This window comes from Thioalkalivibrio sp. ALE11, from assembly GCF_000381205.1.
Taxonomy (GTDB): Bacteria; Pseudomonadota; Gammaproteobacteria; order Ectothiorhodospirales; family Ectothiorhodospiraceae; genus Thioalkalivibrio.
The window spans coordinates 66634-79598 of record NZ_KB906166.1 but is presented as its reverse complement, the minus strand read 5'-3'; the positions used below and the strand labels follow the sequence as shown (position 1 = coordinate 79598).

Here is a 12965-nt window from a genome sequence, read left to right as displayed (position 1 = left end):
GTCAATGTTCGTCAATGGTGTAGAATCCGGATTTCATCCGCGCACAACGGTTCGCAACGAGGTTTCCGTGCTCCCAGCTTCCACCCTGCCACGCCTGTTCGTCATCCTGATTGTGGCCCTGCTCATGGCCGGCTGCGAAAGCTGGCGCGCCGATCCCACGGCCGGCTGGTCGGCCAGCCAGCTCTACAGCGAGGCCAAATCCGCCCTGGACAGCGGCAACTACAGCCAGGCCGTGGAATACTACGAGCTGCTGGAGGCCCGCTATCCGTTCGGACGCTTTGCCCAGCAGGCGCAGATCGAGATCCCTTACGCGTATTACAAGGCCGGCGAACCGGAACCCGCGCTCGCCGCGGTGGACCGCTTCGAGCAGCTCAACCCGCGTCATCCGAACCTCGATTACGCCTACTACCTGCGCGGCCTGATCAACTTCAACCGCGACCAGGGCTTCCTCAGCAACGTGTTCCCGATGGATCCCACCGAGATGGACCAGAGCCCGCTGATGGACGCCTACGAGGACTTCGACCGGCTGATCCGCACCTTCCCGGACAGCCCGTACAGCGCCGACGCGCATCCGCGCATGGTGTTCATCCTCAACACCCTGGCCGCCAACGAGCTGCGCATCGCCGAATTCTACATGGAGCGCACCGCCTGGGTGGCCGCCGCCGAGCGCGCGCGCCACGTGCTGGCGACCTACCCCAACGCCGACGTGATGCCGCAGGCGCTGTCGGTGCTGTACCACTCCTATCGCGAGCTGGGTCTGGATGACCACGCCGACGCGACCCTGAGCGTGCTGGAACTGAACGATGCCGAGGCCGCGGTGGCGGTGCGTGGCGGCGAGCACCTGTCGGTGGAAGTGGAACGTGGCGGCCTGTGGCGCGCCTTCGAGCGCCTGCCGTTCTTCAACTGAACGGCGGCGCCCCGCGACAGACGGCCCGTCAGAGGGCTTCGCTGCCCTCCTCGCCGGTGCGGATGCGCACCACGCGATCCATGTCGGAGACAAAGATCTTGCCGTCCCCGATCTTCCCGGTGCGCGACGCCTTCACGATCGCGTCGATGCAAGCATCGACCCGATCATCGTCCACCACCAGCTCCAGCTTCACCTTGGGCAGGAAGTCGACCACGTACTCGGCCCCGCGGTAGAGCTCGGTGTGGCCCTTCTGCCGGCCGAAACCCTGGACCTCGGTGGCGGTCATCCCGGCGATGCCCATCTCGGTCAGGGCCTCGCGGACGTCTTCCAGCTTGAACGGCTTGATGATCGCCTCGATCTTCTTCATGCGAATCCCCCGGTCTGCGCCCGCGTCCGCGGGCGAATCGTGTGCGGTTGAGTGTACCAGACCACCGGCCTCATTCCGGACGGTAGCCGGAGGTGACGGGATAGCGGCGATCGCGGCCGAAGGCGCGCGGGCTGACCCGCACCCCGGGGGCGCCCTGACGGCGCTTGTACTCGGCCCGCAGCACCATGCGCGCGACCCGCTCCACGGTCTCGCGCTCGAAACCGCGCGCCACGATGTCCGCCACCGAGGCCTCCTCTTCCACGAAGGCCTCCAGGATCGCGTCCAGCACCGGGTACGGCGGCAGGGAATCGGAATCGGCCTGCCCCGGCGCCAGCTCGGCGCTGGGCGGACGCTCGATCACCCGTGGAGGGATCACCTCGCCGCAGGTATTGCGCCAGCGCGCCAGGCGCCAGACCCACTGCTTGGAGACATCCTTCAGCGGGGCGAAGCCGCCGTTCATGTCGCCGTACAGCGTGGCATAGCCGACTGCCAGCTCGCTCTTGTTGCCGGTGGCCAGCAGCATGCGACCGGTGCGGTTGGACAGGCCCATCAGGACCACCCCGCGCGAGCGGGACTGCAGGTTCTCCTCGGTCACGTCGCCGGGCGCCGGCGGCACCGACGCCAGCGCACTGTCGAGCCCGCCGAGAAACGCCTGCACCATCGGCTCGATCGCCACCTCATGGTAATCCAGCCCCAGGGTTTCGGCCTGGGCGCGGGCATCCTCCACCGACATCGACGCGGTATAGCGGTAGGGCATCATCACCGCGGTGACCCGCTCCGGGCCCAGGGCATCGGTGGCCAGGGCCGCGGTCAGCCCGGAGTCGATGCCGCCGGACAGCCCCAGGATGACCCCGGGGAAGCCGTTCTTGTTGACGTAGTCACGGATGCCGGTGACCAGCGCGGCGTAGAGATCCGCGACTTCCGCATCCGCGGCGTTCGCGGAGCTGTCGGCCTCGGATACCGCCGCCGGGGCCGGCGGCAGCGGCGACACCCCTTCGGCCTCCACGGCCACCGGGGACGGCCTTCCGGCCTCCCCGGCCTCCAGGTCCACCAGCGCCACCCCCTCCTCCCAGGGATCCAGCAGGGCCTGCGGCACGCCGCCGGAGCCGGGATGCAGAAAACTGCGACCGTCGAACACCAGTTCGTCCTGGCCGCCCACCTGATTCACGTAGAGCACCGGGCACCCGGTCTCGGCGACCCGCGCGGCCACCACCGCGGAACGCTCCGCCGGCTTGCCGCGATGAAACGGCGAGGCATTCAGGTTGAGCAGCACGTCGGCCCCGGCGATGCGGGCATGCGCCGCCGGGGCCGGCTGCCAGATGTCCTCGCAGACCGTGACGCCCAGGCGCCAGTCGCCCAGCTGGACCACGCAGGGTTCGTGGCCGGCATGGAAATAGCGGACTTCGTCGAACACCGAGTAGTTGGGCAGGATGTGCTTGGCGTACGTCGCGTGGATCACGCCGTTGCGCAGCCACACTGCGGCGTTGGCCAGCCCTTCTTCAATGCGCCGTGGCGCGCCCACCAGCAGGTCAATGCCGATACTGGCCTCCGCCAGGCGCTCCAGTGCCGCGTCCACCGCATCCAGGAACGCGGGGCGCAGCAGCAGGTCCTCGGGCGGATAGCCGGTCAGCGCCAGCTCGGGGAACATCACCAGGTGGGCGCCTTCGGCGCGCGCCTGGTCGACGAATTCGCGCATGCGCCGGGCATTCGTGTCCAGTGCCCCGACCACGGGGTTGAACTGGGCCAGGGCGATGCGTGGCGCTTGTGCGGTCATCAACGGGGGCGCCGGATCAGCGTGCGGAAGCGGTGTTCAGGGCCTGCTGCATGGCCTGACCCAGCTCGGCCGGGCTCTCCGCCACCACGGCACCGGCGCCGCGCAGGGCGTCCATCTTCTGCGCGGCAGTCCCCTGCCCGCCGGCGATGATCGCCCCGGCATGCCCCATGCGCCGCCCCGGCGGGGCCGTGGCCCCGGCGATGTAGGCGGCCGCCGGCTTGTCGAATTCCTCACGGATGTAGCGCGCCGCGCGTTCCTCGGCATCGCCGCCGATCTCGCCGACCATCAGTACGCCGTCGGTCTCGGGGTCCTCGCGGAACATCCGCAGGCAGTCGACGAAATCCAGCCCCTGAATGGGGTCGCCGCCGATGCCCACGCAGGTACTCTGCCCCAGCCCCAGCGCAGTGGTCTGGTGCACGGCCTCGTAGGTCAGCGTGCCCGAGCGCGAGATGATGCCGATGCGTCCGCGGCTGTGGATGTAGCCGGGCATGATCCCCACCTTGCAGGCCTCCGGGGTGATGATCCCCGGGCAGTTGGGGCCGATCAGGCGGGTGCCGGTGTCGGCCAGCATCTGCTTGACCCGCACCATGTCCTGCACCGGGATGCCCTCGGTGATGCACACCGCCAGTTCGATCCCGGCATCGGCCGCCTCGCAAATGGCATCGGCGGCGAACGGTGCCGGCACGTAGATCATGCTGACCGTGGCGCCGGTGGCCGCCACCGCACCGGCCACGGTGTCGAACACCGGGCGATCGAGATGGCTCTGCCCGCCCTTGCCCGGGGTCACCCCGCCCACCAGGCGGGTGCCGTAGGCGATGGCCTGCTCGGAGTGGAAGCTGCCCTGCTTGCCGGTGAAGCCCTGGCAGATCACCCGGGTGTCGCGGTCGACCAGGATACTCATGCGGCGGCCTCCACCACGGCGCGCGCGGCCGCGTCCAGATCGGCGGCCGGGATCACGTCCAGGCCGGAATTCGCCAGGGCCTCGCGGCCCTGCTCGGCGTTGGTCCCCTCCAGACGCACCACTACCGGCACGTCCACCTGCACCTCGCGGATCGCGGCGATGATCCCCTCGGCGATCAGGTCGCAGCGCACGATGCCGCCGAAGATGTTCACCAGCACCGCCTGCACCGAGTCATCGGACAGGATCAGCTTGAAGGCGGCGGTCACCCGTTCCACGGTGGTTCCGCCGCCCACGTCGAGGAAGTTGGCCGGCTCGCCGCCGTGGTGCTGGATCAGGTCCATGGTCGCCATCGCCAGGCCGGCGCCGTTGACCATGCAGCCGATGGAGCCGTCCAGCGGGATGTAGTTGAGGTCGTGCTCGCGGGCGCGCTCCTCGGAGGGGTCGCGCTGGTTCGGATCGCGCAGCTCGACCAGCGCCGCCTGCCGGTAGGCGGCAGAGTCGTCCAGACTCAGCTTGGCATCCAGGGCCAGCAGCTCGCCGTCCCCGGTCTGCACCAGCGGGTTGATCTCCAGCAGCTGGGCATCCGTGCGGGTGAACAGGGCATGGGTGCTGGTCGCCAGCTGGGCCATCGCCTTCGCGGCCGCGCCCTCCAGCCCCAGGGCCGCGGCGATGCGCCGGCCGTGGAACGGCATGATCCCGGTCGCCGGGTGCACCGGCAGGGTCAGGATCGCCTCCGGGCGCTCGGCGGCCAGGGTCTCGATGTCCATGCCGCCCTCGGCGGAGACCACGAAGGTCAGGCACTCCCGCGAGCGATCGACCAGCAGGGCAAAGTAGAACTCGCGTGCGATGTCGGCCGCCGGTTCCAGCAGCACCCGCTCCACCGGCTGCCCCTCGGGCGCGTTCTGGTCAGTCACCAGACGCGTGCCGAGCATGCCGGCCGCCGCATCCCGCGCGGCCTCGGCGTCCTCCACCAGGGTCACCCCGCCGGCCTTGCCGCGACCGCCGCTGTGCACCTGCGCCTTGACCAGCGCACGCCCCCCGCCCAGCTCGCGCCAGGCTTGTGCGGCAGCGTCCGCCGTGTCGACGACCCGGCCCTCGGGCACCGGGATCCCGGCGTCGCGAAACGCCGCCTTGGCCTGAAATTCGTGCAGATTCATGGCGGCGAGGATAGCGGCGCGCCACCGTGGCGACAACTGCCGCTCCCGCCGCGCGAGACCTCCGGGCGTGCCCTCGTGCGGATGGCGGACCCGCCCGACACCATCATCGGGGTTGCGGTAACCTAGGGGGCATTCACCGAAAGCGAAGCAAGGCGCCCCGACCCATGTCCGAACGAGCCTACTCCGCCTTCAACTACCTCGTTGCCGAGAAGGCTCCGGTCTACCGGGCGATCATGGCCGCCTTCGTCGAGGCCAAGGAGCACTTCACCGTCCATCTGCGCCCGGAGGACGTTCAGCAGCGCGCCGGACTGGACGCCCTGGAGGAGGTCCAGAGCGCCCTGGGCCAGCTGGTCCAGTGGGGCAACCTGGAGGCCGATCCCGATACCTCGCGGGTGACCAGTGTCGAGGAGTTCTATCGGGCCCGCTATCTTTATCAGCTCACCCGCGCCGGAGAGGCCGCCGAGGCCGCGCTGCGGCTCTTCGACCGCGAACTGGGCCGGCGCGGCGCGCTGCAGACGGTGGCCCTGGACGATGTGCGCCTGCGGCTGCGGTCCCTGGAGGAGCTGGCCGGCCAGGATGTGCCCGACGCCAACGAGGTCCATCTGCTGCTGCGCGATCTCACCGCCGTCTTCAGCGATCTGGCGGAGAACGCCCGGGCCTTCATGAGCGGGCTGTCGCGCACGCTGGAGCTGCGCGGCGACGATCAGCAGGCCCTGGTCGCCTACAAGGAGCGGCTCATCGACTACATCGAGCGCTTCATCGGTGACCTGGTCACTGCCTCGGCGGAAATCGCCGGCGCCATCCGCCGGCTCGACGACGACGCCGGCGGCGAGCGGCCCATCGCGGCGCTGCTGCACCTGGCCGCCGAGCGCGACAGTGAGGACATTGCCCCGGAGCTGGCGGGCGGTGGCGACCCCGAGATCGCTCGGCGCAGCGAGCGCGACCGTGCCCTGACGCACTGGGAGGGCCACTGGGAAGGGCTGAAGGCGTGGTTCCTGGATCAGCCCGAGCGCCGCGCCCAGGCCAGCCTGCTGCGGGCGCAGGCCCGGCGCTCCATCTCGCAGATGCTGGAGGCCATCCAGCGGCTCAACGAGCGCCGACTGGGCCGCAGCGACCGCTCCGCCGATTTCCGTACCCTGGCCCGCTGGTTCCTGGAGTGCCCCGACGACGACCACGCCCACCGCCTGTGGCGGGCGGCCTTCGGGCTGACTTCAGCCCGCCATCTGGGCGTCGATGCCGATACCCTGGCCCACTGGCAGGAACGCCGGGTTGCGGCCAGCGTGTCGTGGTCCGAGGCGCCGCCGCTGCGCATCAGCGCCCGCCTGCGTGCCACCGGGCAGTACCAGAAACGGGGCGCCCCGCCCCGTATGCGCCGCCGTGACCAGGAGAAGTCCTGGCTGGCGCGCCAGCTCTCCGCCGAGGCCGCCGAGGCACGGGCGGCCCGCGCCAGGCTGGCCACCGGAGAGATGCTGCGTCTGTCGGAGATGGGCCACCTGGACCACGATGCCTTCGGCCTCTTTCTGCAGCTCCTGGGGGATGCGCTGGCGGCCGCCGATGCCCCTGACCAGCCCATTGCCGCGGTCAGCGGTGACGGCACCCTGGGCATCGAGATGGAGCCCCTGGGCGCGGAGACGCAGGCGGTGCTGCACACGCCGGGCGGCACCCTCAGCGGCCCCGACTACCGCATCCGCATCACCGAGCTGGAGTCCGCGCCCTGATGGCCGACGACGCCACACTCACCGACGTCCTGGAGCGCAACCGCGCCGACGAGCGCCAGCGTGCCCTGCGGGCACTGCTGCTGAACCCGCTGATGGACGCCCGGCATCCGGCCTTCGTTCTGGTCCGCCGCCATCAGACCGAGCTCCGTGACTGGCTCGCCGCCAACACCGGCTGGCAGCTGCAGGTGGAGTCGGAGTTTGCCCGGCTCCACAAGCGCCCGGCGGATTTCGGTGACCCCACCCGGCCGGCCACTACCGGCAGCGGCGCCCAGCGCGCGCCCTTCCACCGGCGGCGCTATGCGTTGCTCTGCCTGGCGCTGGCCAACCTGGAGCGGGGGGATAACCAGGTGACCCTCGGGCGGCTGGGCGAGGCGCTGATCCAGGAGGCCGCCGACCCGGCGCTGGAGACGGCCGGGCTGGACTTCGGCCTGGAGGGTCGCGACGAGCGCCGCGATCTGGTGGCGACGGTGCGGCTGCTGCTGGAGCTGGGGGTGCTGTCCCGGGTGGCCGGTAACGAGGACGATTTTGTCCGCCGGGGACGGGACGGCGACGTCCTCTACGATATCCATCGCCGCGTCCTGGCCGCCCTGCTCGTGACCCTGCGGGGGCCGTCACTGGTGGTGCTCGACGGTGACCCCGGTGACTTCGAGGCGCGCCTGCGCGCCATCGTCGAGCCCTTCGTCCCGGACAACCACGAGGCGCGCAACCGCGCCCTGCGTCAGGATCTGACGGCGCGGCTGCTGGACGATCCGGTGGTCTACTGGGACGACCTCGACGATGCGGCGCGCCAGTACCTGGCCGGCCAGCGCGGCGCCATCACCCGGCGGATCCAGGAGGCCACCGGCCTGGTGGCGGAGGTCCGCGCCGAGGGGATCGCCATGGTCGATCCGCAGCAGTCGCTCACCGACCGGCAGATCCCCAGCGAGGGTACCGAGGGGCACGCCACCCTGCTGATCGCCGCCTATCTGGCCGGCCTGGGGGGCGCCCCGGTGACCCTGGAACACCTGGCGGAACGTGTCGCCGAATGGCGTGAGTCGTATCGCGGCTACTGGCGGCGCAACGCCCTGGAACCCGGTGCCGAGCGGCCCCTGGCCCGGCAGGCGGTGGAGCAGCTGCGCGGTCTGCGCCTGATCCGGATCGACGACCAGGGGCGGGTATCGGCCAGGCCGGCCCTGGCGCGCTTCGCGGTGGACGAGCCGCGCACGCCGGAGGGCGCCCAGGCCGAACTGGTGCCCGGGGAGGCCGACGCATGAGCGCGACGCCCGTGACCGGACCCGCCGGCGACCTGCCGGAGCCGACCGGGGAGCGCTGGCAGCCTCTGCGCCTGGGCCTGGTCGACCTGTTCCACTACGACCACGAGGAGTTCCGTTTCCACGACGGCCGCCTGTTGCTGCGTGGCAATAACGGCACCGGCAAGTCCAAGGTCATGGCCCTGACGCTGCCCTTCCTGCTGGATGGCCAGATGAGTCCGGCGCGTGTGGAGCCCGACGGCGATCCGAGCAAGCGCATGGAGTGGAACCTGCTGCTCGGCCAGGCCGGCGAGCGCCAGGGGTACACCTGGCTCGAGTTCGGCCGGATGGGCGAGGCGGGGCCGGAGTACCGGACCATCGGCTGCGGCCTCAAGGCGGTGGCGCAACGCGGGGTACGCTCCTGGTTCTTCATCACGCCGCAGCGCCCCGGAGAGTCGCTCTTCCTGGTGGAGGACGGCCGCACCCTGGGGCGTGACCGGCTCGCCCAGGCACTGGACGATTCCGGCGCCCTCTACGATCAGGCCCAGGCCTACCGCCGGGCCGTGGACGAGCAGTTCTTCCAGCTCGGGGCCGAGCGCTACGAGGCCCTCCTCGACCTGCTGCTGCAGCTGCGTCAGCCGCAACTGTCCAAGACGCCCGATGAGTCCCGGCTCTCCCGGGCGCTAACCGAGGCGCTGCCGCCCCTGGACCAGGGGGTGATCAACGACGTGGCCGACGCCTACCGCAGCCTCGACGCGATGGTCGACGAAGCCGACGCGCTGGAACAGGCGCGGGACGCCGTCTTCGAGTTTCTGCAGCACTACCGCCGCTACGCCGCCGTGGCCGCCCGCCGCCGGAGCGCCGAGGTCCGGGCGGCGCACAGCGAGTACGAGGACGTCCGGGCGCAGCTGGGCCGTGCCCGCGAGGAGCTGGAGCAGACCCGGGAGCGCGAGGCGGATGCCGGCGAGCGCGAGCGCACCCTGCGCACCGAGGTGGACGCGGCCGAACAGCGCCGGCGTACCCTGCGGGACAGCCCCGCCATGCGCTCGGCGGAGTCGCTGCACAACGCCGAGCAGGCCGCCGAGCAGCAGCGGCGCTACGCCGATCAACAGGCCGAACGCCACCGGGAGAGCGAAAACCGGCTCCGGGAGGCCGAACAGCGGCGCGACGAGCAGCGGGAACTGGCCGAGCAGGCCCGCACCGAGCTGGAGGAGGTGCTGACGCGTCTGGGGGCCTGCGCCGAGGGCGCCGGGGTTGTCTCCGCCCATCGTGAGCAGATCCAGCGCCTCGGGCTCACCGCCGGGGGAGCACCGGACGGGGAGGTCCCGGGGGAGCCCCCGGAGCGGGTGCGCGAGCGGCTGCTGGAGATCCACCGCCGACGCCAGGAGGCCGTGGCCCTGCTCGAGGAGCACCACCACGCCGTGGCGGAGGCGGAGCGCCGGCTGGCCCGTGCCCAGGGGGACTGGCAGCACCACAGCGACGAGCAGGATCGCGTCGAGCAGGCCCACCAGGCCGCCCGCCAGGCCACCGAGGAGGCCGGCGAGACATTGCAGGGGGCGTGGCGGTCGTACCTCGCCGAGCTCACCGAATTGCGCCCGGACGACGCCGAACAGGTGCTGGCGGAGCTGACCGACTGGGTGGCCCGGGTGGATGACCGCAACCCGGCGGAGAACACCCTGGAGGCTCGTCGGCAGGCCCTGACCGCCGAACTGGCCGGCGCCCGCAGCGAGCGCGAACACCAGCGCCAGCAGGTGGATCGATCCATCGAGGCGCTGGAGGCCGAGCGGGCCCGCCTGACCACGGGTGAGGAGCTGGCTCCGCCGGCACCGCACACCCGGTCCGACGAACAGCGGGCGGAGCGCCCCGGGGCGCCGCTATGGCAACTCGTCGATTTCCGGGACGAGGTGCCCGAGGCGGAGCGGGCCGGGCTGGAGGCGGCACTGGAGGCCGCCGGGCTGCTGGACGCATGGATCCTGCCGGAGGGCACAGCAATGGACGCGGGGGTCCGGGACACCCTGCTGACCACCGAGGCCCCCGAGCCGGCCGTGGCAGTGGATCGCTGGCTGGTCCCGGACGTCCGACGGCCCGACGGCGACCCGCCGGTGAGCCCCGAGCGGGTGGCGGCGCTGCTGGCCCGCATCGGCGCGGGAGAGCCCGCAGAGGCCGCCGCGCCGGGGCCTGCCTGGGTCGCCGTCGACGGACGCTGGCAGCTCGGGCCCGCCCGGGGGGACTGGGGCAAGGAACGCGCGCGCTACATCGGCCACACCGCCCGCGAGGCCGCCCGACGGGCACGCCTGGAGGAGATCGACGCCGAACTCGCCGAACTCGGCGCTACCCGGGAGGAGATCGACGCAGCACTGGCCGGGATCACGGAACGCAGCGACCGGATTGACCAGGAGTGGGCTCGCCGCCCCGCCGACACCCCGCTGCGCGACGCCCACGCGGCCGAGGCCGCGGCGTTGCGTGCCGTGGAGGCCCAGACCGAACGAACCGAACAGGCCCGCCAGACCCTCGAGGCCCGCCGCCGGGAGGCGGAGCAGGCGCGCCAGGAACGCGACGAACGGGCCGCTGAACTGCACCTGCCCACCGCCGAGGGCCAGCTCCAGGCCGTGCGCCAGGCCCTGGCGGAGTACGCCGACGCCTGCCGCGGGCTGCGCGACGCCCTGCGCGTACACGGGCGTGAGGCCGAACGGCTGCGCCGGGCGGAGGAAGAGGCGCAGCGCGCCGACGAGGTGCTGCGCGTGGCGACCCGGGAGCGCGATGAGGCCGAGCGCCAGGCGCGGGACGCCGAGACCCACCGCGACACCCTCCGCGAGAGCATCGGGGCCGAGGTGGCGGCGCTGGAACGACAGCTCCACGAGGTGGACGCCACCCTGCAGGAGCTGGCCGAGCGGCGCGAGCACCTGCAGCAGGAGCGCACGGAGCTCAGCAAGCGGATCGGTGCGCTGGAGAGCGATATCGCCAACGCCGAACAACGGCTCGAGGAGCTGGGCCAGCGTCGCGAGCACGCCGTCCAGCGGCTGCGCCGGTTCGCCGAGGCCGGCCTGATGCCGGTGGCCACCGACGGCGAACTCACCGTGGACGACGACGCCTCGTGGGCCCCGGAGCCAACGGTCCAGCGTGCCCGGCGACTCGAACAGGCCCTGGCCGATGTCGACGCCGGCGACGCCGCCTGGCAGCGCCAGCAGAAGGGGCTCCACGAGCACTTCACCGCCCTGCAGACCGCCCTGGGGCGACAGCCCGGCCACGACGCCCAGATCGAACAGCAGGACGATCTGCTGCTGGTGCGCGTCACCTTCCAGTCCCGCCACCACGGGCCCGACGAACTGGCCGCGGAGCTCGACCGGGAGCTGGAACGCCGCCGCGAGCTGCTCACCGCCCGGGAACGGGAGCTGGTGGAGAACTACCTGATCGACGAGGTCGCCAGTCACCTCCAGCACCGGCTGGCGGCCACCGAGCGGCAGGTGCGCCAGATGAACGAAGAGCTCGCCCAGCGGCCCACCAGCACCGGCATGCGTCTGCGCATCGCCTGGCAGCCGCTGGCCGAGGGAGAGACCGCCGGCGGATTGAACATCCCGACGGGTCTGGAGGCCACCCGTGACCGCCTGCTGCGCCAGAGCATGGACGCCTGGACCCCGTCGGATCGCCAGGCGGTGGGCGACTTCATCCAGCTGTGCATCCAGGAGGCGCGCCGGGAGTACGAAGGGGCGGCGCTGCCGGAGATCCTGGAGCGGGGGCTCGACTACCGCTACTGGCATCGCTTCACCGTGGAGCGCTGGCAGAGCGGCCGCTGGCGCCCGGCCTACGGGCCCGCCTCCGGGGGTGAGCGGGCCCTGGTCATCACCCTGCCGCTGTTCGCCGCCGCCGCCAGCCACTACGGCAGTGCCCATCCGGCGGCACCGCGGCTGATCATGCTCGACGAGGTCTTCGCCGGCGTGGACGACGACGCCCGCGCCAAGAGCATGGGCCTGCTGGCGCAGTTCGATCTCGACGCCCTGATGACCTCCGAACGCGAATGGGGCTGCTACCCGGAGGTGCCGGGGCTCGCCATCGCGCAGCTGGTGCGGCGCGACGATGTGGACGCGGTGTTCGTCTCCCGCTGGCGCTGGGACGGCGCCCGCCGCATCCGCGAGGCCGAGCCCGGCACCCCGCTGGAGCGCCCCGGGCGCGCACCGGCGCCCGATTCCGAGGAGGGACCGGAAGAGGGGTCGCTGTTCTGAGCGCCGCGGATTTCAGTCGCGGGCGGTTTACGGCCTACAATTCAGGGAAAGGCAGCCGTGCACAGAGGGTGGACGCCATGGAAGCAGCGCATTACCGGGAGCACTATACGGTGGACGACTACCGCCTCTGGGAAGGCGACTGGGAGCTGATCGAAGGCGTGCCACTGGCCATGGTGCCGTCGCCGGGGATCACGCACCAACGGCTGGCCATGCGCATCGCCACCCAGCTGTCCCAGGCGCTGGACGACTGCCCGCGCTGCGAGGCGCTGTTCGAGATCGATGTGGAGTTCTCCCGCGACACCGTGGTCCGCCCCGACGTATTGGTCCTCTGCCAGCCGCCGGAGGGCGAACGGCTGACCCGCGCCCCGGAGTGGATCTTCGAGATCCTCTCCCCGCACACCGCGCGGCGGGACGAAGAGGCCAAGTTCCGGCTCTACCGCGACGAAGGCGTCAGCCACTACGTCCTGGTCTATCCCGACGCCCGCAAGGCCAAGGTCTACCGTCTGGTGGACGGCGCCTACCGCAAGGTCGGCGACTTCCGCGACGAGCGCCACCGTTTCGAGCTTCCCGACTGCAGCGTCGACTTCGACTTCGCCCGGCTGTGGGACGGCAACCACGCGCCGGCGGGTTGACGGGCTCCGGGTGCTGACCCGGAATCACCAGGATCTCGACGACCTCCCCGGCCCCGACTT

9 protein-coding genes are annotated in these 12965 nt (G+C 71.6%); 5 read left to right on the top strand and 4 right to left on the bottom strand.

Annotated elements, in window-relative coordinates:
- Nucleotides 1-4 precede the first annotated feature (4 nt).
- On the top strand, nt 5-907 hold the full coding sequence (locus F620_RS0104370; RefSeq protein ID WP_019569603.1) for an outer membrane protein assembly factor BamD: 903 nt from the start codon (nt 5-7) through the stop codon (nt 905-907).
- A gap of 28 nt (nt 908-935) precedes the next feature.
- Here the strand turns inward: F620_RS0104370 and F620_RS0104365 are convergent, their stop codons facing one another.
- From F620_RS0104365 to sucC, 4 genes are all read right to left on the bottom strand, one after another.
- The gene (locus tag F620_RS0104365; protein ID WP_018870362.1) at nt 936-1274 is read right to left on the bottom strand and encodes a P-II family nitrogen regulator; all 339 of its coding nucleotides are present in this window, start codon (nt 1272-1274) and stop codon (nt 936-938) included.
- A gap of 70 nt (nt 1275-1344) precedes the next feature.
- Nucleotides 1345-3048 (bottom strand): NAD+ synthase, encoded by a 1704-nt coding sequence (locus tag F620_RS0104360; RefSeq protein ID WP_019569602.1) that lies wholly within the window; start codon nt 3046-3048, stop codon nt 1345-1347.
- Between the two features lie 16 nt (nt 3049-3064).
- Complete coding sequence (gene sucD / locus F620_RS0104355; protein ID WP_019569601.1) at nt 3065-3949, bottom strand: succinate--CoA ligase subunit alpha; 885 nt, start codon at nt 3947-3949, stop codon at nt 3065-3067.
- On the bottom strand, nt 3946-5106 hold the full coding sequence (gene sucC / locus F620_RS0104350; protein WP_019569600.1) for an ADP-forming succinate--CoA ligase subunit beta: 1161 nt from the start codon (nt 5104-5106) through the stop codon (nt 3946-3948). Before sucC ends, sucD begins: the two co-directional genes overlap by 4 nt.
- A gap of 164 nt (nt 5107-5270) precedes the next feature.
- Here sucC and F620_RS0104345 point away from each other — a divergent pair, with 164 nt between their 5' ends.
- The 4 genes from F620_RS0104345 (at nt 5271) to F620_RS0104330 (ending at nt 12905) form a co-directional block, all read left to right on the top strand.
- On the top strand, nt 5271-6824 hold the full coding sequence (locus F620_RS0104345; RefSeq protein WP_019569599.1) for a TIGR02677 family protein: 1554 nt from the start codon (nt 5271-5273) through the stop codon (nt 6822-6824).
- The gene (locus F620_RS0104340) at nt 6824-8077 is read left to right on the top strand and encodes a TIGR02678 family protein (protein ID WP_019569598.1); all 1254 of its coding nucleotides are present in this window, start codon (nt 6824-6826) and stop codon (nt 8075-8077) included. The genes F620_RS0104345 and F620_RS0104340 overlap by 1 nt, the downstream gene beginning before the upstream one ends.
- Nucleotides 8074-12273: a TIGR02680 family protein gene (locus F620_RS0104335; protein WP_019569597.1), complete on the top strand. Its 4200-nt coding sequence runs from the start codon at nt 8074-8076 to the stop codon at nt 12271-12273. The genes F620_RS0104340 and F620_RS0104335 overlap by 4 nt, the downstream gene beginning before the upstream one ends.
- Before the next feature lie 77 nt (nt 12274-12350).
- Nucleotides 12351-12905, top strand: a complete 555-nt coding sequence (locus F620_RS0104330) for a Uma2 family endonuclease (RefSeq protein ID WP_019569596.1) — start codon at nt 12351-12353, stop codon at nt 12903-12905.
- Nucleotides 12906-12965 lie beyond the last annotated feature (60 nt).

Coding starts and splice junctions, on each gene's coding strand:
- F620_RS0104370 (WP_019569603.1), top strand. CDS start 5: ATGTTCGTCAATGGTGTAGAATCCGGATTTCATCCGCGCACAACGGTT.
- F620_RS0104365 (WP_018870362.1), bottom strand. CDS start 1,274: ATGAAGAAGATCGAGGCGATCATCAAGCCGTTCAAGCTGGAAGACGTC.
- F620_RS0104360 (WP_019569602.1), bottom strand. CDS start 3,048: ATGACCGCACAAGCGCCACGCATCGCCCTGGCCCAGTTCAACCCCGTG.
- sucD (WP_019569601.1), bottom strand. CDS start 3,949: ATGAGTATCCTGGTCGACCGCGACACCCGGGTGATCTGCCAGGGCTTC.
- sucC (WP_019569600.1), bottom strand. CDS start 5,106: ATGAATCTGCACGAATTTCAGGCCAAGGCGGCGTTTCGCGACGCCGGG.
- F620_RS0104345 (WP_019569599.1), top strand. CDS start 5,271: ATGTCCGAACGAGCCTACTCCGCCTTCAACTACCTCGTTGCCGAGAAG.
- F620_RS0104340 (WP_019569598.1), top strand. CDS start 6,824: ATGGCCGACGACGCCACACTCACCGACGTCCTGGAGCGCAACCGCGCC.
- F620_RS0104335 (WP_019569597.1), top strand. CDS start 8,074: ATGAGCGCGACGCCCGTGACCGGACCCGCCGGCGACCTGCCGGAGCCG.
- F620_RS0104330 (WP_019569596.1), top strand. CDS start 12,351: ATGGAAGCAGCGCATTACCGGGAGCACTATACGGTGGACGACTACCGC.